25 protein-coding genes are annotated in these 24103 nt (G+C 40.5%); 4 read left to right on the top strand and 21 right to left on the bottom strand.

What is annotated here, in order from left to right; translation table 11 throughout:
• Nucleotides 1–19: 19 nt before the first annotated feature.
• From AWM68_RS18860 to AWM68_RS18785, 16 genes are all read right to left on the bottom strand, one after another.
• Nucleotides 20–607: a Fe-S-containing hydro-lyase gene (locus AWM68_RS18860; protein WP_419865597.1), complete on the bottom strand. Its 588-nt coding sequence runs from the start codon at nt 605–607 to the stop codon at nt 20–22.
• A complete protein-coding gene (locus AWM68_RS18855; protein WP_066245323.1) occupies nt 588–1433 on the bottom strand; it encodes a fumarate hydratase in 846 nt (281 codons plus the stop codon). Before AWM68_RS18855 ends, AWM68_RS18860 begins: the two co-directional genes overlap by 20 nt.
• Entirely contained in the window at nt 1414–2967 is a 1554-nt protein-coding gene (locus AWM68_RS18850; RefSeq protein WP_066245322.1) for an FAD-binding protein, read from the bottom strand. The genes AWM68_RS18855 and AWM68_RS18850 overlap by 20 nt, the downstream gene beginning before the upstream one ends.
• Nucleotides 2968–2990: 23 nt before the next feature.
• Nucleotides 2991–3743: a succinate dehydrogenase iron-sulfur subunit gene (sdhB, locus tag AWM68_RS18845; RefSeq protein WP_066245320.1), complete on the bottom strand. Its 753-nt coding sequence runs from the start codon at nt 3741–3743 to the stop codon at nt 2991–2993.
• Nucleotides 3744–3765: 22 nt separating this feature from the next.
• On the bottom strand, nt 3766–5535 hold the full coding sequence (sdhA, locus tag AWM68_RS18840; RefSeq protein ID WP_082820784.1) for a succinate dehydrogenase flavoprotein subunit: 1770 nt from the start codon (nt 5533–5535) through the stop codon (nt 3766–3768).
• 20 nt (nt 5536–5555) lie between these two features.
• Nucleotides 5556–6209, bottom strand: coding sequence for a succinate dehydrogenase cytochrome b558 subunit (locus tag AWM68_RS18835; RefSeq protein ID WP_066245318.1), 654 nt, complete (start codon nt 6207–6209; stop codon nt 5556–5558).
• Nucleotides 6191–7555 (bottom strand): MmgE/PrpD family protein, encoded by a 1365-nt coding sequence (locus AWM68_RS18830; protein ID WP_066245316.1) that lies wholly within the window; start codon nt 7553–7555, stop codon nt 6191–6193. Before AWM68_RS18830 ends, AWM68_RS18835 begins: the two co-directional genes overlap by 19 nt.
• Complete coding sequence (locus tag AWM68_RS18825) at nt 7552–8469, bottom strand: succinate--CoA ligase subunit alpha (protein WP_066245315.1); 918 nt, start codon at nt 8467–8469, stop codon at nt 7552–7554. The genes AWM68_RS18830 and AWM68_RS18825 overlap by 4 nt, the downstream gene beginning before the upstream one ends.
• A complete protein-coding gene (locus tag AWM68_RS18820) occupies nt 8470–9669 on the bottom strand; it encodes an ATP-grasp domain-containing protein (protein WP_066245313.1) in 1200 nt (399 codons plus the stop codon).
• Between the two features lie 57 nt (nt 9670–9726).
• Complete coding sequence (locus AWM68_RS18815; RefSeq protein ID WP_066245311.1) at nt 9727–10392, bottom strand: GntR family transcriptional regulator; 666 nt, start codon at nt 10390–10392, stop codon at nt 9727–9729.
• Nucleotides 10393–10476: 84 nt separating this feature from the next.
• Nucleotides 10477–11943: an SLC13 family permease gene (locus AWM68_RS18810; protein WP_066245309.1), complete on the bottom strand. Its 1467-nt coding sequence runs from the start codon at nt 11941–11943 to the stop codon at nt 10477–10479.
• 45 nt (nt 11944–11988) lie between these two features.
• Complete coding sequence (locus AWM68_RS18805; protein WP_066245308.1) at nt 11989–13341, bottom strand: MmgE/PrpD family protein; 1353 nt, start codon at nt 13339–13341, stop codon at nt 11989–11991.
• The gene (locus AWM68_RS18800) at nt 13335–14219 is read right to left on the bottom strand and encodes an HpcH/HpaI aldolase/citrate lyase family protein (RefSeq protein WP_066245306.1); all 885 of its coding nucleotides are present in this window, start codon (nt 14217–14219) and stop codon (nt 13335–13337) included. The genes AWM68_RS18805 and AWM68_RS18800 overlap by 7 nt, the downstream gene beginning before the upstream one ends.
• A gap of 54 nt (nt 14220–14273) precedes the next feature.
• Nucleotides 14274–14918 carry a GntR family transcriptional regulator gene (locus AWM68_RS18795; RefSeq protein WP_066245304.1) on the bottom strand — a complete coding sequence of 215 codons (645 nt, stop codon included), beginning with the start codon at nt 14916–14918 and terminating at the stop codon, nt 14274–14276.
• Between the two features lie 39 nt (nt 14919–14957).
• The gene (locus AWM68_RS18790; protein WP_066245303.1) at nt 14958–16226 is read right to left on the bottom strand and encodes a TRAP transporter large permease; all 1269 of its coding nucleotides are present in this window, start codon (nt 16224–16226) and stop codon (nt 14958–14960) included.
• Complete coding sequence (locus tag AWM68_RS18785; RefSeq protein ID WP_066245302.1) at nt 16223–16786, bottom strand: TRAP transporter small permease; 564 nt, start codon at nt 16784–16786, stop codon at nt 16223–16225. Before AWM68_RS18785 ends, AWM68_RS18790 begins: the two co-directional genes overlap by 4 nt.
• Before the next feature lie 226 nt (nt 16787–17012).
• Between AWM68_RS18785 and AWM68_RS18780 the strand changes: the two genes are divergently transcribed.
• Genes AWM68_RS18780 through AWM68_RS18770 form a run of 3 tightly spaced genes read left to right on the top strand, consistent with a single transcriptional unit; the run spans nt 17013 to nt 19541 of the window.
• Entirely contained in the window at nt 17013–17597 is a 585-nt protein-coding gene (locus tag AWM68_RS18780; RefSeq protein WP_066245300.1) for an amino acid synthesis family protein, read from the top strand.
• Entirely contained in the window at nt 17594–18559 is a 966-nt protein-coding gene (locus AWM68_RS18775) for an NAD(P)-dependent oxidoreductase (protein ID WP_066245297.1), read from the top strand. Before AWM68_RS18780 ends, AWM68_RS18775 begins: the two co-directional genes overlap by 4 nt.
• The gene (locus AWM68_RS18770; protein ID WP_231868468.1) at nt 18513–19541 is read left to right on the top strand and encodes a DctP family TRAP transporter solute-binding subunit; all 1029 of its coding nucleotides are present in this window, start codon (nt 18513–18515) and stop codon (nt 19539–19541) included. The genes AWM68_RS18775 and AWM68_RS18770 overlap by 47 nt, the downstream gene beginning before the upstream one ends.
• Nucleotides 19542–19654: 113 nt before the next feature.
• Here the strand turns inward: AWM68_RS18770 and AWM68_RS18765 are convergent, their stop codons facing one another.
• The 5 genes from AWM68_RS18765 to AWM68_RS18745 form a co-directional block, all read right to left on the bottom strand.
• Nucleotides 19655–20725 (bottom strand): tartrate dehydrogenase, encoded by a 1071-nt coding sequence (locus AWM68_RS18765; RefSeq protein WP_066245293.1) that lies wholly within the window; start codon nt 20723–20725, stop codon nt 19655–19657.
• A complete protein-coding gene (locus AWM68_RS18760) occupies nt 20712–21308 on the bottom strand; it encodes a FumA C-terminus/TtdB family hydratase beta subunit (protein WP_066245291.1) in 597 nt (198 codons plus the stop codon). The genes AWM68_RS18765 and AWM68_RS18760 overlap by 14 nt, the downstream gene beginning before the upstream one ends.
• 14 nt (nt 21309–21322) lie before the next feature.
• Nucleotides 21323–22165 carry a fumarate hydratase gene (locus tag AWM68_RS18755; RefSeq protein WP_066245289.1) on the bottom strand — a complete coding sequence of 281 codons (843 nt, stop codon included), beginning with the start codon at nt 22163–22165 and terminating at the stop codon, nt 21323–21325.
• 2 nt (nt 22166–22167) lie between these two features.
• Nucleotides 22168–22839, bottom strand: coding sequence for a GntR family transcriptional regulator (locus tag AWM68_RS18750; protein ID WP_231868452.1), 672 nt, complete (start codon nt 22837–22839; stop codon nt 22168–22170).
• Nucleotides 22840–23109: 270 nt separating this feature from the next.
• A complete protein-coding gene (locus AWM68_RS18745; protein WP_066245287.1) occupies nt 23110–23634 on the bottom strand; it encodes a type 1 glutamine amidotransferase domain-containing protein in 525 nt (174 codons plus the stop codon).
• Between the two features lie 142 nt (nt 23635–23776).
• On the opposite strand from AWM68_RS18745, the gene AWM68_RS18740 reads away from it, so the two are divergent.
• The gene (locus AWM68_RS18740; protein ID WP_066245284.1) at nt 23777–24004 is read left to right on the top strand and encodes a hypothetical protein; all 228 of its coding nucleotides are present in this window, start codon (nt 23777–23779) and stop codon (nt 24002–24004) included.
• Nucleotides 24005–24103 lie beyond the last annotated feature (99 nt).

Here is a 24103-nt window from a genome sequence, read left to right as displayed (position 1 = left end):
TGCTTAAACACGCACAGTATTATGATTGATACTGCTGCTTTCCGATTTCATACCAATCGTTTCCTTTGCTATCTATAATAACTATGGCAGGAAATTCTTTCACCTCTAATTTATAGATTGCTTCTGGCCCTAAATCTTGATAAGCAATGATTTCTGAGGACTTTATCGTTCGTGCTATTAATGCACCTGATCCACCAATAGCACCAAAGTATACAGCTTTATTTTTTTTGATCGATTCAACAACCTCATCACTACGATATCCTTTTCCGATCATTCCTTTCAAACCAAGTTCAAGCAATGCTGGTGTGTACTTATCCATTCTTCCACTTGTCGTGGGACCAGCTGATCCGATCACCTGACCGGGCTTTGCAGGTGTAGGACCAACATAATATATAATCTGTCCTGCAATCTGAACAGGCAGTTTCCCACTGTTTTGGAGTGCTTCTGACATTCTCTTATGAGCAGCGTCGCGGGCTGTATAAATGGTTCCGCTCAGCAATACCCTGTCACCTGCTTTTAATGTTTTAATTTCTTCATCTGAAATTGGACAGCTTAATTGAATGGCAGCCATGTTTTCACTCTCCTTTTCACAAGCGGATTTCCTTATGTCGGCTTGCGTGACAATTCAGATTTACCGCAACCGGCAGTGCTGCAATGTGACAGGGCTCAATTTCTATTTTTACATCTAATGCAGTTGTACTTCCGCCCATTCCCTGCGGTCCGATACCTAGCTGGTTAATCTTCTCCATCAGTTCCATTTCAAGCTCACTTATTTCTGTCCGTTCATTTCTGTGTCCGATTGGTCTGAATAACGACTTTTTCGCTAAATAGGCACTTCTTTCAAAGTTCCCTCCAACACCAACGCCTACCACAAGCGGTGGACAGGCATTAGGACCAGCCACTCTGACTGTGTCGAGGATAAAATTTTTCACACCTTCGACACCATCAGAGGGTTTAAGCATTTTTAACGTACTCATGTTTTCGCTGCCGCCGCCTTTAGCGGACATATGAATGACCAACTCGTCTCCTTCAACGAGTTCAACGTGAATAATAGAAGGTGTGTTATACCCTTTACTTTTTTCTCTCGTAATGGGGTGGTCTACGATTGAATGCCGTAAATACCCTTCTTCATACCCTTTTTTGACACCCTCATTGATGGCATCATACAGCTTGCCGCCTGTGATATGACAGTCTTGCCCAAGCTCGATAATAAAAACAGAAACACCAGTATCTTGGCACATGGGGACTCTCTCACTTGTTGCAATATCAGCATTGGCTATCAGCTGTTCCAGAATATCTTTTCCTGTTTCTGATTTCTCTTTTTTTAGAGCCGATTGAAAGGCATTGACCACATCTTGACCTAAATCAAAGTTTGCTTCCTGACACATTTTTGAAACGTGCTTTACTATTTCCTCATACTTGATGATTTTCATAAGCTACCTGCTCCTTTTTTCTCCTGCCTTCATCTAATGCTGCAGGAATAAACCGGGCACTTTTATTATGAATTTCAATATTACCTTCCCATTCCTTTTTTTCTGAAGCTGCATTTTGAAGTTTATGTGCTCCTCTGCTTTCTATACGAATGGAAGCCGCATAAACGGAAGCCCAGGCTGCTCGAATTTTATCCTTTAATCGTACAGAAGAAGTTTCTTCAGCAAGTTGATTTAATTCTTCCTTTGCTTGTAAAAGTGTTTGGGTTGTCCGTTCAATTCCTGCTTTCTCCCACATAATTTCTCTGACTTTTGTATAAATCTCTTTTTCTAGTTCTCTATTAACCTCAATATCAGTTGGACTAACGGTCTTTGTATAATTAAATAAGGTGATCTCTTTCTTGTTTTCTGCAGCAGCATATCCTGTCCGTTTTCCAAATACAAGAGCCTCAGTAATGGACCCTCCTCCAAGACGATTTGCTCCATGCAGTCCTCCTGTACATTCGCCGCAAGCATATAACCCGTTCAAGCTGGTTTTTCCCCACTCATCCACTTTGATTCCGCCCATACAATAATGCTGTACGGGACTCATTATCCATTTTCCCTCATGACCTTTTTTTATAAGACGAAAAAGGGCTGGACTGTCTATTTCTAAATCATTCTCTGATACGTTTGAAAAATCTAAATAAACCTCTTTTTGCTGGAACATCTCATAACTAAGAACGTCCCGGGTTTCCAGTTCTTTTTTGGGATATCTCTCCATAAACCGTTCTTGTTTTTCGTTTCGTAAAATGGCACCTTTGCCGAAAATTTTCGTCATAACGTCGATATTTGCAGGTGACTTCAAACGATAAGGATAAAATTGCACAAACTCCATATCTATTAATTCAATACCGTGCCGCCAAACCATTCCGATCGCTTCACCTGTAATATCTCTTGGATTGTCTGTTGATGTATAAAGTCCGCCAAATCCTCCTGTTGCTAGAATGGTAGAAGGGGCTATAAACTCGTATATTTGATTATCTTTTTGTGCGACCACTCCATAATTTTGTTTTCCGTCACTAATCAGATCAAGCACAGTATAATTTTCAAACAGGGTTATACCCTTGTCAATAGCAGCATCTCTTAGCGCTTTCGTTACCGTTTTCCCGATTCCTTTTCCGGCATATACCCTTCTTGGATAGAAGTGTCCTGGGGTAGCAACAATCTTTTCAAACTGCAGCTCCACACCATAAACACTTTCAAGCTCCATCACTCTTTCTGTACATTCTTCTGCGAGCACTTTTGCTAGCCGAGGATTGGATAATCCCTTTCCGCCTTTTAAAATGTCCGTATAATAAATGTCACTAGAATCATGTTCAGAAAAAATGGCTGCATACACACCGTCAGAAATCACAGATGATCCTCCGAGTCCTGCTTTCCCTTTTGTAACGAGTGCAACAGATGCACCGCTATCCCATGCTGAAATGGCAGCAACTAATGCTGCGTGGCCACCGCCAACTACAATCACATCAAAATGATAAGATTTATCTGACATCAAAATGACCTCCATACTAAGCTCTACTTTTTCAGCCAGCTCCATAATGCATAACGATTGGCTTCATGATTTAATTCTGCAAGAGCCGTTGTTAAAGGAATATCTTTCGGGCATACTTCAACACAGTTTTGTGAATTCCCGCAATTCGAAATGCCTTCATCACCTATAACCACTTCCAGGCGTTCATTTTTTGTTAATTTTCCAGTGGGGTGCATGTTAAAATACTTTGTTTGAGCCAGCGCCTGAGGGCCAATAAATGGAGAGCCGCTGTTTACATTGGGACAAGCATCCAGGCAGCAGCCGCAAGTCATACAGGTTGAAAATTTATATGCTTCTTGTTGTTCCCCAGACGAAATTAATGGACCTGATCCCATTGCATATGTACCATCGATTGGGATCCATCCTTTTATTTTTTGCAGAGCATCAAACATCCGCTGACGATCTACGACTAAATCCCTTTCAACAGGAAATGTTTCCATAGGCTCTAGCTGGATTGGCTGTTTGAGCTTCTCCACTAAAGTTGAACAGGCTTGCCTTACTTTCCCGTTAATTCTCATACTGCATGCTCCGCAAACTTCTTCTAGACAGTTATATTCCCATGCAACAGAACGCACTTGAGTTCCTTCTGTGTTCACAGGGTTTCGCTGTATTTCCATTAAAGCAGAGATGACATTCATGTTAGGGCGGTAAGGAATCGCAAACTCTTCCCAGTACGATTCACTGTCCATCTTGTCTTTTCTTTTTACTTTTAGCCGTATTACCTTTTCAGCACTCATACCGTTCTCCTTTCTGCCTCATTTAGGCTTTTGAAAATTCTTTGCTCGACGTAACCACATCATACCGTCTCGGTCTTGGTCTCAAATGTTGAATATCTACAGGCTCATAGGAAAGACTTGGTCCTGATGGTGTGTATGTAGCAATCGTTGTCTTCAGCCAGTTCTCATCATCTCTTTCCGGAAACTCTGGTTTGTAGTGGGCTCCTCTGCTCTCGTTTCGATGCAGTGCCCCAACTGTGATGACCCTTGCGAGTTCCAGCATGTGTTTCAACTGGCGTACAAAAGGGACTGTTCTGTTTTGCCATGAGCTTCGATCGTCTATCCCAATGTTTTTCATCCGCTCTTGCAACTCTTGAAGTTTTTCATCTGTTTTTTGAAGCCGGTCATTATGTCTGACAACCGTAACGTTATCAACCATCCAATCGCTCATTTCCACATGAAGCTGATAAGGGTTTTCGTTTCCGTCCATGTTAAGAAGCTTTTCATATTCTTCTTTCTGTTTCTTTAATTCCGTTTGATAAATAGAATCCGGTAAGTCCTCACACTTTACCTCTAAGCCGTTCATATAATTAACGGCATTCGGACCTGCAACCATTCCGCCATATATCGCTGACACTAAGGAGTTGGCGCCAAGGCGATTTCCTCCATGATACTGATACTCACATTCTCCACATGCGAATAATCCAGGAATATTCGTCATCTGGTCATAATCTACCCAAAGACCTCCCATAGAATAGTGCATGGCTGGAAAAATCTTCATAGGCAGTTTGCGAGGATCATCACCAACAAATTTTTCATAAATATCCAAAATGCCTCCGAGCTTTCTATTTAGTAATTCAGGTGAAAGGTGTGAGAGGTCTAAATAAACCATGTTTTCACCATTGATTCCTAGCTTCAAATCAACACATACATGGAAAATTTCACGTGTTGCGATATCCCTTGGGACAAGGTTGCCGTACGCAGGATATTTTTCTTCAAGGAAGTACCATGGTTTCCCGTCGCGATACACCCATACTCTTCCACCTTCTCCTCTTGCTGATTCTGACATCAATCGAAGCTTGTCATCTCCAGGTATCGCGGTCGGATGGATTTGGATGAACTCTCCATTGGCATAACGAACGCCCTGCTGATAAGCAATACTATGTGCACTGCCTGTATTAATAATGGAGTTCGTGCTTTTTCTGAAAATATTACCGATGCCGCCAGTCGCAAGAATCACGGCATCTGATTTAAACGTATGAATCTCCATTGTTTTTAAGTTTTGAGCCGAAATCCCCCGGCACCTGCCGTCATCATCGATAACAAGTGAAAGGAACTCCCAGTACTCAAATTTCTCAACTAAACCTTCTGTTTCAAATCTTCTTACTTGTTCGTCAAGCGCATAAAGGATTTGCTGACCAGTTGTGGATCCTGCGAAAGCGGTTCTGGAATACTTTGCTCCACCTAATCTTCTAAAGTCGATATGTCCCTCTTCAGTCCGATTAAACTGTACGCCCATTCTGGCAAGGAGATAGATGATATCTGGTGCTGCTTCACACATTGCTTTTACAGGAGGCTGATTCGCCAAAAAATCTCCGCCATAAATCGTATCTTCAAAATGCTCCCAGACTGAATCTCCTTCTCCCTTTGTGTTTACCGCTCCATTGATGCCCCCTTGAGCACAAACAGAATGGGATCTGCGAACAGGTACAAATGAGAAGAGCTTTACCTTTTTTTGGGCTTCAGCAAGATTAATCGCTGCCATTAGTCCTGCAAGTCCGCCGCCAACTACGATTGATTCTTGATTGTCCAAGATGTTTCACCTCCATTTTCTTATATAAATGCGAATAAGCTCGTTACGCCTAGAACACCGAACACCGCAAATAATAGTAAACAAATTTTTTGTGCAATTCGCTGAGAGGCAGGACCTTTCGTCACTCCCCATGTTATTAATCCTGTACGTATACCATTTGTGAAATGAAAAACTGCCCCAACTACTCCGATCACATAGAAAGAAAAGATAAATACATTTTCCAGGTGACTATTCACAAGATCAAAATTTATTTCGGTCCCATAAAACACAGGTGCTAATCGAAAAGACCAGACATGATAAATAATAAAAACGAGTGTCGTTATTCCCGTGACTCTCTGAAAGAAAAACAATCTGTTTCTTTCATACTTGTATGTTTGAATATTTGATTTAGAAATCATAGACAAATAGATTCCGTACCCTGCATGAAAAATAAGCGGGATGGCAACTAAAAAGATCTCAAGCAACGGCAAAAAAGGAATGCTTTGAATCAGATGAATTTGTTCGTTATATTTTTCACTGCCAAACAGAGCAGTTGAATTTGTTAATAGATGCTCTACCATGAAGATTCCTAATGGAACGATACCAGCTAGAGAGTGAAGCCTTGAAAGGACAAAACGTTTTTTTATGTTTCTGTTTACTGGTTGAGGATCCACTGTTAATGAATTGGATTGCACGCTTCATCCCTCGTTTCTTCAGCAAGCCACTCTCTTACCGTTATCCTTTCTAGCTTTAGAATTTTCTCTGCATGCTTTTCCGCATTTTCTAACTTAGAAAACGTCATGGATAAGAACTTCTCAATCAATTCTTCCTTACTGGCTGGCTTTTCAGGATCGCCTTTTGGATAGTCGGTCGCTTCGGTATAAACCTTGCCATTCTGCAACTCAATTTCTACCTTTGCTCCCCATTTTTCTGGATACAGATTGTCATAGTAAGGATCAGCATGAACCTCTATTTTGTTCATTAATTGTTTAATCTCTGGTCTTCTTAGTGTCTCTTCATCAAAGTCATATAAGGTAGCGCTGCCTTTAACGGCTGCGAGGGCTGCGCAGAACTGGCTGCTGAACTTAGATGCATATACAGTGTCAGGGTTAGGTTTATCTGTGATGTTCAATACGGTTTGATACGTATGGATCATAATTTTTTGAATGGATGTATGCTTGATGTCATGATTTGCCATGATGTCGAGGATGCAATCTACTGCCGGATGAGTATGCCGGCAAGATGCATGTATTTTAAAACTATTTTCTACTATTTTATAGACATGGCCGAGTCCATTCGTAATTCTTGAAGGGTCTACTGATTCTGCCATAGCATGAAAGAATCCGCGTCTTCCTTCAAGAATCTGACTTGCGCCTGTAAAATCTTTTTTTGCGAGCAGAGCGGCTATTGCTCCATTGTAAGCTGCTTTAGCAGTATGAAGCTGTTTGGTCATCGCTCCATCTTCAATAAATTCCCATAACCCAGCAGCTTGCGATCCGGCGTTCCCTAGAGCATGCGCTAGCTGTTCATCGTTCAATTTTAACAATTTACCGACAGCTGCTGCTGCTCCAAACGTTCCGCACGTAGCTGTGTTATGAAAATAGTAATAGTGAGAAGGAGAAACCGCTTCTCCAATTCTGTAGCAAACCTCATAACCTGTTACTATCGCTGTGATGAGTTCTTTACCGCTTAACCCATACGCTTCTGCAACGGCAACTGCAGCAGGGATTACAACTGTACCTGCATGAATAATAGATGACTTATGAATATCGTCCAATTCAACAATATGACTCGACGCCGCATTTACTAGAATGCTGTTTGCAACTGAAGATTTACCACCTGTTACAAGACTCGCCTGTTCCTTTCCTCCCCATTCTTCAACAAGTTCTTTTATCGCCTGAATGGGCTTCGTATCTTTACCCGCAACTGCAGAACCATACCAATCGAGAATGCAAAGCTTTGTAAATTCAACGGCATTTTCCGGTAGATCTTCATAGCGCGTACGATTAACATAGCTTGCTAAAGTTTGAGATAATGTCATTTTACTCCCCCAACCCTTTCTCCAAGTACCGTTTTCAAAACAGATATCACATCGTCATAGCGTTCGATCACGTGAGCCCCCGCATCTTGGAGTGCTTTCATTTTTAGTGAAGGTCTCCCCGTATTTCCGGAGATCATCGCACCTGCATGACCAAACACCGTTCCTTCTGGCATGGATTCTGTAAATCTCCCTGCCACGTATGAAACTAAAGGTTTAGTAAATCCGCCTTCTTTTAAAAATTGTGCCGCATCTTCTTCAAAAGAAGTTCCTGGTTCTGAAAAAGTTACGACTGCTTTTGTTTCTTTATCCTCTTCAAACAAGGCAAGTAAATCTTTTATGGTTGATCCGATAAAGCTATCTCCTCCGATTCCGACAGAGGTTGTAACTCCGAATCCGGCACGCTTCACCATCCAGGATGTTTCAGCTGTCATTCCGCCGCTTCTTGAGATAACACCTACATTGCCAGGAACAAAGCAGCGCTCCGGCCGGTCTCCGCCAATCGATCCCATCTTCACTTTGTCTTTTGGATTAATGATGCCGACCGTATTAGGACCGATGATAACAACATTTTTCTTCCGAGCTTCATACAGCATTCTTACCGAATCAAGCTGCGGAATGTTTTCTGTTGTTACGACAATAAGTTTGATTCCGTTATCAATTGCCTCTAAAACAGCATCGAGTGCAAAAGCCGGGGGGACAACAACTAAGCTAGCATTTACATTCTGTTTTTTTACCGCTTCCCATACCGTGTCATATACAGGTACACCTAATACATTTTGTCCGCCCTTCCCGGGTGTAACACCTGCATAGATGCGTGTACCGTAAGCAAGTGTATGATCAACTACCATCTGCGCTTCACGGCCGGTAATTCCTTGAATCACCATCCTTGTATTCTGATCAATTAGAATTGCCATTTAGATCACCCCTTCCATCTTTTTCACCATTTCAGCGGCGGCTTGTTCAATCGTCACTTCTTCCCCGTAATACGTAATGCCAGCGCTTTCAAATACCCGCTTGCCTTCTTCATCATTCACACCAGCTTCACGGACAACAATAGGAAACTCATCAAGTTTTACTCCCAGCTCCTGAACAGCCTTTACAATACCTCTAGCCATAACATCGATTTGTGTATTGTTTGTAATGTTGTGAGCAACAAACAGTCCTTTCACTCCTTCTTTAGAAAGGATTCCTTTTGTAAGACCATACACTTTTTCTTCTGAAGGATTTCCACCGGTCTCCGTGTAGTTCGCAGGTTGTGCACCTAAGAAGGTAAGGGCATCAAAACTGAGCAAGCTGCCTCCTCCCCCTCCGCACATAAAACCGATGCTGCCTCCATCCATTTCTGTATACCTGGCTGTCCCTCTGTAATCAGCATCATTCACTTGAACCATCGCTTTTTCAAGTTCAGTTAATGGCCTCCACGAACGTTCACTTCCCGATTCCACTAGCCCTGCGAGCTCAGGCTGCCTAAACAGCGCAGAGTCATCAATACCCATAACAGAAGCCGCTGCCATAACTTGTTGATCTTTCGTCAGCACTAACGGATTGATCTCCAATATGTAACAGTCGTATTTTAAAAAGGTGTCATAAAGTCCGCATAAAACGGTGGTGGCTTGAATGAGAGGTTTTCCTGTTACACCAAGTTTGCTCCAGATTTCTTTCGCCTGATAGGAATAGAGTTTGGAGAATGGTTCCACATGATAGATGACTACCTTTTCAGGAGCTTCCTTAACAAGATCTTCTACCTCTACTCCTCCTTCAGTTGTTGCGATGATAACCGGCATCTGTTTTTGAGGATCAATCGTGATGGAAATATACCATTCTTCAGCGATTTCGAGTTTTTCTTCTAGCAGGACACTATTCACTTCATAATTTCTAACTGTCATTTTCAGCAGTTCTTCCGTTTTTTCTTGAGCTTCGTGTACGGAGTCTGCAAACTTGATAGCCCCAGCCTTTCCTCTTTTCCCGACAGGAACCAATGCTTTTAACACGCACGGTTTCTTAAGATGTAACGCTTGTATTTCGTCACTTTTATGGATCACCCAATGATTTGGAGCAGGAATACCGTTTTCTTTTAATAATTTCTTACTCGCATTTTCCAACATTCTTCCCATATGAACTTTCCCTCCTATTGTGGATATTGGATCCAATTCCCCTTAAAAAGAAACGCGCTATTTTCGCGCATCAACTTTTAAGCTTTTTATTAATAGTTGTCCTGTACGTAAAATATGGTCCGAAACGAGATCGCCAGCTTTCACCTTATCCTTCTTCATGATAGCCTCTACGATTTGACGATGTTCTTTGTTAGATGTTTTCGTCTGCCCTTTAATCAGATGCGGAGTCTGCTGAGGAAAACCGCTCCATAATGTGCTGATAAACGTGTTTAGTCTGTTCCAATTGCACCGCTTGATTAAGAGTTTGTGAAATTCAATGTTATACAAAACAAAGTCCTCAACATCTTCTGCAGCATCCATGTTGTTCACTAATTCATTTAATTCTTTCAAATCTGATTCTGAAAAATAATCAATACTTTGATAGACGGCCATCTTTTCAAGCTCTGCTCGTAATGTGTAGATCTCTTCAATATCATTGACTTGAATTGATTTTACGATAGCTCCCTTATGTGGCTCCAGCTCGATAAGTCCCTCAGATTCCAGTTTTCGAAATGCTTCTCTGACCGGCATTCGGCTTACGCCTAGCGTATCCGCGAGTTCAGATTGCTTTAAACGTTCTCCTGGCTTAAAGTCACCTCTAATAATGGCTTCTCTTATCACATTTGATACTTTTAAGTGAAGAGTATCTCTATTTTCAATCCGTAAATCATACTTTGGCGGCATTCTGTATAGTACCTTCCTTTGTTTCTAATTTGTATTTAGGATACAGGATCCAAAATAAAATGTCTATAATATTCAGACTTCTTTTTACAGAAAACCTATCCACTTCCACCAAGTTGCCGCTAAAAAAATAGTAAAAATACTCATAATGAGTGTAAGAATGACTCCGGGAATCAAAAATTCCTTTTGTTCGATTTCACCTGAGCTATGGACAATGATATTAGGAGTTGCTTCAACAACAAGAATATAGCCATGCAAGCAAGCTAATGAAGCGGTAATACAGATTAATGCCGGGTCCGCTCCTGCTTTGGCAGCAAGTCCAATAAAAATAGGGATTAGCGTAACGACTGCAGTTGATACATTGGCTACAGCCAGATGCAAGATGTGTGTAATGATTAATACGATGGCTACCGCTATTAACGGAGATCTCAGAAGCTCGATGATCCATCCAGCACTTAAGCTTTCCCCGACAAGCTTGGCGGCACCTGATTCATTAAAAGCATACCCAAGTGATAAGGTAACTCCCATCAAGAGAACCGTGTCAAAATTGATTTTTATCAGGTTATTCCATGTAGTGCACCCAATAATAGGAAGAGCCATCAAGATAACACCAATTAATGCGGGTACACTGGGATGTAGTCCATGAAAGGGCTCTGTTAACCACAAACTGACGATGGAAATCAGTATGACTAAGCACCTTTTTTCCTGACTGTTCATCTTCCCTAAGTTCTCCAGTTTTTTTCCCATCTCAGCTTTTAAATGAGGAAATTCTTTTTCCTTGTCAGTTAAAGGGAATTTCTTTATAAGTAACAACCAGGCAACAGGAATGAGCGCAAGCCACAGCGGAAACGTATATAGAAACCACTGAAGATACGTGATTTTTATACCAACAAACTCTTTTAATAATTCAACGGTTAATATATTGCCAATCGCCGCCGTCATTACTGCAGTACCACTGATCGTTCCTCCAAATGCAACGCCTAAAAGGATCATTTTTTTAAGATTCCCATTCCCTCTTTCCCCAATCGTATCGAGCGACATGAGGGCCACAGGCAGAAGCAATGTCGTTCTTACCGCAGCGGCTGGAATAAAGAAAGATTGAATCTGCGGGATGATCATAATACTTGCTAATAACCCTTTTGCGCTTCCTCCCCACTTGGCCAAAAAAATGTAAGCAACACGCCTGGCAAGCGGCGTATCATTCACTCCTTTTGCTAGCATCATGCCACCTATTATTAAAAAGACAGCAGGAGAGGAGAAGCCGCTGTAAACAATATCAGTTGAAACAACGTGAAATACCAGCATCAATACGAGCAGCAGCAGGGCAGTTAAACCTAAAGGAACCGGTTCGAACGTCCAGTAAAAAACGCTAAGTACCAGAAAAGCCAGCATAATCCTCGCGGGTTCAGCATATTCTGCCGGCAAAATTTTATAAACAATAGCTGCAAGAGCTACACCCAGAATTAATACAAGTGTTTTTTTAATATGATTTTTCGTTACAGCAGATGAGCCCGTTACAGGTTCTATATTTGCTCGAGGCTTTGGAGAACTCATACGTACTCTCCTTTCAACTCATCAAAGAGAACACAATTTATATGTTTAATGCTTATTTAACGACTTTGCAGGCTGGCACAATTCAAAGAAAGGAGTTAGATTCTCCAGTTCCTCTATCTTATAGATTAGATCCACCAGTTCTCTTTTTGCATCAGAACTAATTATGTCTCCTGTAACATCAAGAAATTTATCGATGAGCTGGTCATTCGTCATCGGTTTATCCGCACTTCCGATAGCATGTTCTACAAATTCAGTAAATTCTCTGCCATCTGCTAGTTTAATAATTAATTCCACTTGATCTTCTTTTTTCTTTTCGTCCACTTCTAATGTGATCTTTTTACGTAAATTCTTTATTGTTTCATTATTAACACACTCATCGGTAAACTGATCAACACCTGCTTTTCCGTAAATAAATGCTGCAGCTACACAGTGAAAGACGCTGAACTTACCTTCCAGTCCGGTATTAAGAACTTGTTTGCCTGTCAGTTCTTTTACAAGAGGATGTCCTATAATGTGAATCGAGACAACTTGATCGTGTTTAAATTGAAATCTAGATTGTAAGGAGATAATCGCATCAATTGCTGGGTGTGTGACGATTCCACTTGCAAATGGTTTATAACTGTTCTTTTCTACTTCCCATTTTTCATTCCATTTTTCCGTCAGAATGTCCAGTTTGTTTTCCTCTGAAAGAACGTTTACGAATCCACGTTCTGCTTCTAAGGATTGATGAGAACTTGTGAACCCCTGCTCAGCCATAAGTGCTGCCAGCAAGCCGTTCATCGCCGCTTTTCCAGGATGAAATGGTTTAGTCATCGTTCCGAACATTTCTCTTAAACCTACAGGCTCAGTTGCAGCAATCCCGATCGCAAAAGACGTTTTTTCATGATCCAGATCTAATAATTTACTGACCGCCACAGCTGCTCCAATCCCGCCGACACTTCCTGTAATGTGCCAGCCTCTCCAATAGTGGGATGGATAAACGGCTAGTGCAAGCCGGGCTTCTACCTCACATCCAATTACAAAAGCTTCAAGCACATCTTTTCCGCTTTTCCCTTTGTTTTCAGCCACAGCCAGAATAGCTGGAAATACAGGAGCTGAAGGATGTAGGACTGTATCAAGCAGCGTATCATCAAAATCGTATACATGAGAGGACATACCGTTTAATAATGATGCAAATAGGAGATCTGTTTTTTCTTCTCTGCCAAAAACTGTGGCTTGGGGTTGACTGCCCATCCGTTTAGCGACGGCAAAAAGTTTGTCCATGGATTCATGATTTGCAGCTCCAATGGCGACACCAAGCCAATTTAACAGACTGCGCTTTGCTTCATAAAGAGCATTCTCACTTATATCTTCATACCGTGTTTCAATAATTTGAGTGACTAACGATTTTGTTACCATACTTTTTGCTCTCCTTCCCTATTCAGGAATTGCAGTTGGGCTTTTGCTTTTTTATAAACGGGATAATCAACAAGCTTTCCTCCAACTGAAATAGAAGCGATATTTTGCTGTTCTGCTTCTTCAAATGCTTTTACGATTTCAAGTGCCGATTCAACTTCTTGTTGTGTAGGTGTGTAGGTGTCATGGATGATAGGAATTTGTTTAGGGTGAATAGCGAGTTTTGCGGTGAATCCGAGAGATTTTGCGCGTTCCGCCTCATTTTTCAATCCGTGTTCATTTTGAAAATCAGGATAAACGGCATCAACAGGGCTATCGATACCGGCAGCTTTTGAAGCATTAACAATCTGGGATCTAGCAAATAGCAGCTCCGTTCCATGAGGAGTTAATTCACAATTCACATCGAGAGAATAATCAATGGAACCAAAAACGAGACGTTTCACTAGGTAATGGGAAGAAGCAATTTCATAGGCAAAATGCACACCACGCGCTGTTTCGATCAATGCCAATACTTCAAACGAATCAGGGGTGCGGTTCACTTTGTTTAAATAATAAAGTGCTGTTTGGCATATTACCTGCATATTCCCTGCATTTTCTGCTTTAGGAACGATCACGCCTGAAACCCCAGCTAAAATGGCAGCTTCTAAATCTTCTTTCCAAAAAGGTGTTGTAATGTCATTGATTCTAATAAAGACTGTTTTTTCGTTTTGTCTGCTAAGCAGATGGCTTTTGGCTCTTTCTCTTGAGGCTTCTTTTTCAGCAAGTGCTACAGCATCTTCAAAATCAACAATTATGCTATCCGCCTCGCTGTTTAGTGCCTTATCCATAATTTTTATTGAGGCAGCGGGTACAAATAAATAAGATCGAAAATGAGTATTCATATAAAGAACCTCCGTTTTAAGGATATTGGATCCAATTTTAAGCGAAGAACGAACTTACTCAATTAATTGAGTAAGCTTTTCTCCAGCTCTCATAATATGAAGTTCAACAAGTTGACGTAATTTTACAGGATCTTTTTGGTCAAGGGCTTCCAGCATCGCTTTATGTTCTTCATTCGAAACCTGCATAGAATGAGGAATTAAACTTGGAACATGCGCTGGGTATCCTTCAATAAATTGCTTATTAAGCATCTTCACTTTTTTCCAGCTGCACCCTTTTTGCAGTAAAGTATGAAACTCCTGATTGTGAGTAACGAATAGATCGAGATTGTTATTGCGGATATCTTGATCCATTTTTTCTACAAGGTGCTGCAATTCTTCCCTGTCACCTGATGTAAGGAAATTCATCGATTTCTGAACCGTCACTCCTTCAAGAAAGGAACGAAGATAATAGAGCTCTTCAATATCCTCTTTGGAAATCCCAATTACTTGAGCACCTTTATGAGGAAGCACCTCAACTAACCCTTCTCTCTCGAGGCAACGCAATGCTTCTCGTATAGGCATTCTGCTTACACCCAGTTTTGCTGCAAGTTCATCTTGAATGAGTCGTTCACCAGGCTTAAATGTTTGAGTGAAGATGGCTTCTCTTATTGTCGCAGTTACTTTTTCCTGCAATGTTGTAAAATCAATAGATTGTTTCATTTTTGTACCTCTCAAGTTCTGTGCTGATTTTGTAGTTTTTTATTTTGCTAGATATAAGGAAAGTTGCGGGAAAATGACAACTAGGATTAAAGCTAAGATCATCAGTGCAAAGAATGGCATAACTCCCTTTACGACAGCGCCTACTTTTTCTCTGGATATACCGCTTACCACAAATAGATTCAGCCCTACCGGCGGAGTGATCATTGCTAATTCCATATTAATCGTCATAATGATCGCAAAATGAATGACGTTAATATCAAACATCACCAATACAGGTAATAAGATTGGCAGTGTGATCAAGATAATAGCCACGGCCTCTAAGAACATTCCCATGATAAAGAACATGAAGTTCACACCAAGCATGAAGATCCACTTATTCGTCGTACTTTCTTCAATCCATTGTGCGAAAGCTTGAGGAACTTGTTCTGTAGTAAGAAACATTCCAAAGATCATTGCAGATGCGATAACTAGGAATATCATAGATGTAATATTAATAGATTCCTTCAGTACTTCTCTAAATACGGGGAATGATAGTTCTTTGTAAATAAATACAGATACGACCACGCCATATAGACAAGCAAGAAATGCTGCTTCTGTAGGCGTTACGATACCAGAATAAATCCCGCCAAGAATGATAATTGGAAGCAAAAAACCAGGTATGGCCTTTAATGTCTTTTTTACACGCTGTTCCATACTCTCTTTCGGTAATTTTCCATATTTCTTTATTCTTGCGTGAATAATCGCAGAAACGAGAAGAATCCCACCTAGCAGCAATCCAGGAATTACTCCAGCAGCAAATAGCTTACCTACTGATTCTTCTGCTACTGAGGCATAGATGATAAGAGGTATTGAGGGAGGAATTAAGATTCCTAGTGTTCCTGATGCTGCCACCAAACCCATTGCATACTTTTTATCATATCCTGCTTGTACCATACCTGGAATCATAATGCTCCCTATAGCAGCTGCAGTTGCCGGACTCGAACCGGAAATAGCCGCAAATATCATACATGAAAGAATGGTTACAACAGCTAGGCCGCCTGAAATATGACCAACCCATGATCTCAATGATTCGATTAAGTATTTAGATATCCCGCCTTTTGACATGATAATCCCGGCAAAAACGAATCCAGGAATCGCCATAAGCGTGGCAGAATTCAGTGAGTTAAACATTTTTTGGATAACTGTATAGAGGGTAAAATCAATCATAGAAAGAGCGATTACACTCGATAAACCTAAAGAGATCGCAATAGGGACCCTGATTAAGCAAAGAAAGGCAAACAATAAAAATAATACTAGTACAGGACTCATGCTCCTACCCCTTTCTTTTTAGTTTCAGTTTCTAACTCATCATTTTTTATTAAGGTCTCATACATGACTTCAAGTTCGCCTGTAATTTCACTCTTGTCCCCGCGGATTGCTTTAGCTGCTTTAACGAAGAAATAAATACCCAGCAGTCCCATACCAATAGGTAATATTAAATAAGTTATCCATAACGGAATACCAACATCAATTGTTTTAATTCCTTGTAGTTTTGTAAGCGTTATCAATTCAAAAGATGAAAAAGTTAAATAGAAGGAGTAGATACCACCTATTATATTACTTATTGCAGCTAAGGTTTTCTTAAAAGTGGTGGATAACATATCGAATACTAATTCTACTTGGATATGTCTATTGTCTTTTAAAGCCATACCGAACCCGATAAAAATAGACCAAACAAGTAAAAACTCAAAAATTTCCGTAATCCAAGCTTGAGGTGCATTTAACACATACCTTGTGAATACTCCATACAAACTTACCAGTACCCCTCCAATAAACAGCGTCCCTGCTAGTATTTCTTCGATGCGATCAAGCCATTTAAAGAGTTTCATTCCATTCAACTCCTTTTTGATGGATTGTATCCAATCTTAGTTTTATACTTAATTTCCAATATACTAAATGTAATCATAAAAGAAAACAGAAAATTTTTATTTTTATTAATTTTTTAAGTATTCACAATACTTTATAGTTTTGTTATACTCTTTTTAACATCTAAAGATTAGGACATCTGTTTTTTTAAATTGTATCCAAGATCCAAAAATTAAAGGAGGTGAAACGATGGAACTTGAGATTAGAAAAGTCGTAACGATCTGTGAAGAAACATTTATTGAAGGATTTAAGAAATCTGCTAAACCAGTACGTATTGCTGCCGCTTTAGCTGTTATTAAAAATCCTTATGCAGGGAAATATGTAGAGGATCTACTGCCTCTCATTAAAACTTATTCTGAAAAACTTGGCGAGATATTACCACAAAAGGCAATAGCAGCCTTAGGAATTTCAGGTCAGGAAGTCGAAGCATACGGTAAGGGAGCTTTAGTAGGCCTCGACGGAGAAATTGAACATGGCTCTGCCATTATTCATACTCTTACCTTTGGCAACCCGTTTCGTTCCCAATGTGACCAAGCAGAAACTTTGCTTCCATCGGCAGAAAAAAGAGGTGCAGCAGGAAGCAGTCTAGACTTAGCTATCAAGCATAAGATGGATCCGAAAATTAGAAGCCATCATATGACCTTTGAAGTAAGAATCCCTGACGCTCCAAGAAATGACGAAATTGTCATAGCTGCAGTTGTCACTTCAAGCGGCCGGGCACACCCGCGCATTGGCTCGCTGCATAAAGAACTAGAGGGTGTGTTTCCCTCATGAATGAAAACAATGAAAACATCGGTTTTATCGGTTTAGGTAAAATGGGTCTTCCAATGGCTATGAATCTATTGAACAGCGGTTATCATGTCTATGGATCCGATGTGAATCCCGCCTCCGCGAGCGAGCTTCAAAAAGCTGGCGGGAAAACCGGTCATTTTTCAAACTGGGTACCTGCTGTTCAAACCATCATACTGATGCTTCCTTCCTCCACAATAGTCAACCATGTAATAGAAGAGATTCTAGCTACATATGAAACTATGCATTCCAATCAAACAGAACGCTTAACCATTATTGATATGAGCAGTTCGTATCCTCATGACACAAAAACTAACTACGAAAAACTAAAATTACGCATGATTGATTTTATGGATGCACCTGTCAGCGGTGGTATCCAAAAAGCTCGGTCTGCCTCTTTAACCATTATGGCAGGAGGAGAAGAAGAGGTTTTCAAAAAATGTAAGCGCTTGCTTCATTCGTTAGGCAAACAAGTCTTTCATATTGGACCTCTTGGAAGCGGCCACTTACTTAAGGCATTGAATAATTACTTATCTGCCACCCACCTTCTATCTGCATGTGAAGCCGTACAACTAATGGAACGTTACGGTGTGCAGCCCGAAAAGGGGATTGAGGTTTTCAATCATAGCACAGGCAGAAGCGGGTCCACAGAATACAAATTTCCATCCTTTATTTTAAACGAGAGGTTTGATTCAGGCTTTAGTCTTGAATTAATGAAAAAAGATGTAGAGATGGCTAAGCGGTTATTTGAAGATTATGGAGCAGAAACCGTTCTGCCACGCGTCGTTCATCAACGTTTTGAGGAAGCGAGTCTAGCATTGGAATCACTTGCAGATCATACGGAAATCTACCGTTATGTAACTTCTTATCTATTAAAAAGGGGGAATTCTCGTGAAGAAAATGAAGAAATTGTATCTGGCCCTAATGACATTCGCTCTGGTATTTAGTCTTGCGGCTTGTAGTTCTGCTGATTCTGATTCAGGCGGAAGTGGTGAAGCTGATGGTGTGCAAGAACTCACAATAAAAATCTCACACGTTGTGGCCGAAAACACACCTAAGCAACATGGCGCATTGGCGATGAAAGAATACATTGAAAAAGAATCAGACGGAAAAATCAAAGTGCAGGTGTATCCAAACAGCCAGTTATTTGGAGATAAAGATGAATATCAAAACCTTGTAGCGAATAACGTTCAATTCATTATTCCAGATATGGCAAAGCTTGTAGGGAATGATCCTGGATTCAATATTCCTTCTATGCCTTTCTTATTTAAAGATGATGAGGCGGCTAACGCATTTTGGGACGGGGAAAAAGGGCAAGAAATCTTTAAACGCCTAGAAAAAGACGGTGTTCTTGGACTTTCTATGTGGCCGAACGGAGCAAAACATATCACGAATGAGAAAAAGGCGATTAAAACCCCAGAGGACTTGGACGGAATGAAAATCCGTACGCAAGGTGGACAGCTTCTTGAAGCCTTATATGGTGACTTAGGTGCAGGATCAACTTCTATTCCATTTGGGGAACTTTATACTGCTTTACAGCAAGGAACAGTTGATGGGCAAGAAAACACGTTCAGCAATATTGAATCCAAGAAATTCGATGAAGTACAAAAGTATATGACTGTAATGGGCCACACACGTGTTGATTATGCATTACTAACAAACACAAAGTTCTGGGATGGCTTAAATGATGAAACAAGAAAAATTATTGAAAAAGGGGTAGAAGAAGCAACAAAAGTAGCAAGAGATTCTGCCGCTGATTTAAATGATGAGGCATTAAAAACGCTAAAAGATCGCGGACAAGTTGAAATTCACGAACTCTCTGAAAGTGAAATCGACGCATTTAAGAAGCACCTTGAACCTGTCTATAGTGAATGGGCTGAAAAGATCGGCGCAGACATTATCAAAGATGCTGAAAGTAAGAGTAAGTAATACGTTAAAAGAACTGGCCATGGATGAGGTCAGTTCTTTTTTGATGACAATAAATAAAATAACGGCTCTGTTATCGTTGTACAACGACAAGCAGAGCCATTTTTCCTTTATGCTTAAGAAAGTGAATATGTTTTTTGCAAACGACTGCATATTTCATCAGCCACTTCTATTGTAGACATTTTTCCGCCAATATCAGGGGTTTTGAATCCATCATTGGTAACGTCTTCTACGACATCTAATAATTTTTTACCCAGTTCTGCTTCTCTAAAATGGTCGAGCATCATTTTCGCTGTCCATATCTGTCCAATTGGATTCGCAATCCCTTGACCATATATATCCGGAGCAGATCCGTGTACAGGTTCAAACATAGATGGGTATTTTCCATTCAGATTGATGTTGGCCGCTGGTGCAATCCCAATGCTTCCCATGATCGCTCCACCAATATCCGTGAGTATGTCACCAAATAAGTTACTTGCTACGATAACATCAAAGATTTCAGGGCGGGTCACAAAAAAGGCTGCTAAAGCATCAATATGATAGGAAGACGTCTGAACATCGGAATATTTTTGTTTGGTTTCATTAAATACATCATCCCAAAACGGCATCGAATGAAAGATTCCATTAGATTTTGTTGCGGATGTTACATGTCCTCTTCGCTGCAGCGCTAATTCAAATGCATATTTCATCGCACGCTCTGTTCCCTTTTTGGTAAATACAGCGTTCTGAATCGCAATTTCATCTTCACCTTTATGGATTCTGCCTCCGACCTCACTGTATTCTCCTTCACTGTTCTCTCTGACTACAATCAGATCAAAATCGTTTGGGTTTACTAAAGGTGAACGTAATCCTTTAAAGTATTTCGCTGGCCGTATATTAATAGATTGCTCAAAAGATCTTCTGATTTTTATTAATAGTCCCCATAATGAGATATGATCAGCAACAACATTTGGATTTCCAATTGCACCGAGGAAAATTCCATTAAAATTGCTAAGGGTCTGAATACCATCTTCAGGCATCATTTTGCCATGCTCTAAGTAATAATCACAACTCCATGGAAACTCCGTATAGTTGAACTTCAAACCACCGTGAATCTCAGCGATTGTATCCAATACTTTTAATGATACAGGAACGACTTCCTTACCGATCCCATCTCCCGGTATTACTGCGATATCATACGTTTTCATAATTTACAGCTCCTTCTTTGGATTGTTTATTATAGTTTTCGTATTTCGCAATTTCTTGTTCATACAGATCTTGTCCATGTGCATCATATGCCACTAAGACAGGAAAGTCTTCTACCTCTAACTTTCTGATTGCCTCAGGTCCAAGATCTTCATATGCTACGACTTCTTCGGACTTTACTTTTCTGCTTAAAATTGTAGATAATCCACCGATGGCTGCAAAAGAAATCGCATTGTACTCTTTGCAAGCATCTTTCACCATCTGCCTTCTTGGTCCTTTACCAATCGTTCCTATTACACCATATTTATACATAGCAGGCGCATATGGATCCATTCTAAATGCAGTTGTTGGAGCTACAGGGCCTATAACCTGACCAGGCTTAGGAGGGCATGGACCTGCATAGAAAATAATCTCACCTTTTAAGTCCACAGGTAATGATTCGTTTTTATCAAGAAGCTCTATCATTCGTTTATGTGCGGCATCTCTGGCCATATAAATCCTGCCTGTTAGAAGTACACTGTCACCAACTTTCAGGTTTTGAATGTCCTCATCATATAATGGAGTCTTTAATCGATATTCAGCCATTTTTCACTTCCTCCTCAAATCACTGCCGTTTTTTTACGAGCAGCATGACATTGGATATTTACAGCAACCGGTAGTGCTGTAATATGGCATGCGAATGTTTCGATAGGAACCCACATCGCTGTGTTCGTTCCTCCAAGCCCTTGTGGTCCAATCCCTGTATGATTGATTTCTTCTAAAAGCTCTTTTTCCAATTCCGCAATATGCGGGTCTGGATGATGCACACCAATTTCTCTCAAAACAGCATGTTTCGCTAGTGATGTTACTTTATCAAAACTACCACCAATTCCGATACCGACTACAATTGGCGGGCACGCCTTCCCTCCTGCTTCCTTGATCGTTTGCAAGACGAAGTTTTTAACTCCCTCAGCACCTTCTCCCGGCAGCAAAAACTTCATGGCACTCATATTTTCACTTCCTCCGCCTTTAGGCAACACAGTGATTTTCACAGAATCGCCAGGAACGATATCCGTATGTACAACGGCTGGTGTGTTATCATTCGTATTAATACGTAAAAGTGGATCACCGACAACCGATTTTCGAAGGTAGCCCTCTCGATATCCGGTCCGCACTCCTTCCTGAATAGAGTCCATTAGGTCACCTCCCGTGACATGTACGTCTTGACCTAATTCCACAAATACAACTGCCATTCCCGTGTCGTGGCAATAAGGCATATGGTTCGCCTTCGCTTCCTCTGCATTCTCAACTAACTGCTGCAAAATGGACCTTCCAATTGGAGATGCCTCTGTTCGTTCTGCTTTTTTAAACCCATTTAATACATCATCCGGCAAATAATAACACGCTTCCCAGCAAAGTTTTGCTACAGTTTCCGTCAGTTCTTTAACATGAACGACTCGCAAGATTATCTCTCCCTTTTATGGTTTAATAGGTTTACCAAATTTTCAAGGTCATCATGCGTATGTTCTTTTAATTTCTGAGATGCTTTTTCAGGATTTCTTTCTATTATCGCTTGAAAAATATCAAAATGCCCCTTATATATAACGTTTGGCCGATCCTCTCCTTCCAAGTTTAAAAATCGATAATAGTTTGTAAGTGATTTAAGTTCATTTACAAGCTTTTTCAACCTCATATTGTCACTAAAATCAATAATGAGCTCATGAAATTTTGCGTTTAAACATGCCATCTCTTCCTTCTCGCCTTTTTTAATTGCAGAAGCAGAATCAGATAACGTTTTCTCGAGCTGTAAAATTTGATCTTCACTAGCTTTTTGAGCCACTAATGTAACAGCAGTAGATTCAAGAGCTACTCGGCATTCGTAGATTTCATATACATCCTTTAAAGAAGGTTCATAAACATAGATTTGAGACTTATCATCCATAATCAACAAACCCTCATTAATCAAGGCTCTAATAGCTTCCCTGACCGGACTGCGGCTGATAGCAAATTCTCTAGCAATCTGAACCTCATATAACCGATCCCCCGGTTCATAAATCCCATTGAAGATTCGCTCTTTTAAGGTTTGTTGTACTTGTTCATAATAAGGTATTGCTTTTTGCAGCATTCCCTGATTCATTTGAAGATCAGTCTCCTATCTGTTGTTAATAAGGAATAAGTGAATCTGTTTTTTTATAAAAATTTTGTTGAGTTGAGATTGAAATATGCTTTTTGGTGGAGGGATTTGTGCAGACCATTCGGTTTAGTGGAAGTATTCATGTCGCCTGTCGACAGTCTGCATATTAAATGTATACAAAATATTCTGACTTTTCAATACTTTTTTACGAAATAAAAAAACTGACTTTTAGCAGCTTTATAAAACCTCTACTAATCAGTCAGTTTTATTTGATTATTTCTTATATAAAACTTCAACAAACTCTCTCATATAATCCGGCAAATCAGGCGGACGGCGGCTTGATACGAGATGTCCGTCTACGACAACCGGTTCGTCGATCCATTCAGCACCAGCGTTCTCCATATCATCCTTGATGCCTGGCGTGCTTGTTACTTTTTTACCTTGTAAAACTTTTGCTGACACGAGAACCCAGCCTGCATGACAGATTTGGCCAATCGGCTTTTGCTGCTCCTCCATGTGCTGAACCATCTCAATCACTTCAGGAAACCGGCGGAGCTTGTCAGGCGCCCATCCGCCAGGAACTAAAATCGCATCGTACTCGTTTGCATCGACATCACCAAAAGCAAAATCCGCATCCGCTGGAACACCATATTTTCCGATGTATGTTTCGCCTGCCTTCTCACCGGCAAGTTCAACCACTGCTCCTTCTTCACGCAAACGCAATATCGGGTACCATAACTCTAGATCTTCAAAATCATGATGCACGAGGCTGATTACTTTTTTACCTTTTAAACGCATGTTTAACGACACCTCCATTATTTTTATTACCTTAATAGCGTAACATGAATCCCATGAAGGACACTATTCTTCCAATCGTATAGCTAAATATGATACGATTTTCTCAATAGTAAACAAAGAATTGAAAGGAGATCGGATTGAAATGGGCAAATGTACGATCGACCACCCGCTCAAAGATGTGCAGCAAAAGCTTGCAGAACAATCTGCTTTTATGCCGCGTGAACTGGTGATGGAGGTTGGCGATTCTTTATCTACTGACGCTGATCAAGCATACTTAAATGAAGTCTTTCATCTTTTGAAGAAGTATGATCTTGCGGATGAAACGGAAAGAGAAGAACGCAATGCTAAACTAAATGAATTAGTAAAATGAGAAACCCGGCATCGAGACCGGGTTTTTGTTTTTTTATCATGAAGAGGTGCCCCTTTTACCATTTGGTGAATCGTTTCGATTTTTCATTGACTCTCAAAA

Source organism: Fictibacillus phosphorivorans (assembly GCF_001619875.1).
Taxonomy (GTDB): Bacteria; Bacillota; Bacilli; order Bacillales; family Fictibacillaceae; genus Fictibacillus; species Fictibacillus phosphorivorans_B.
This window is presented reverse-complemented; position numbering and strand designations above follow the sequence as displayed.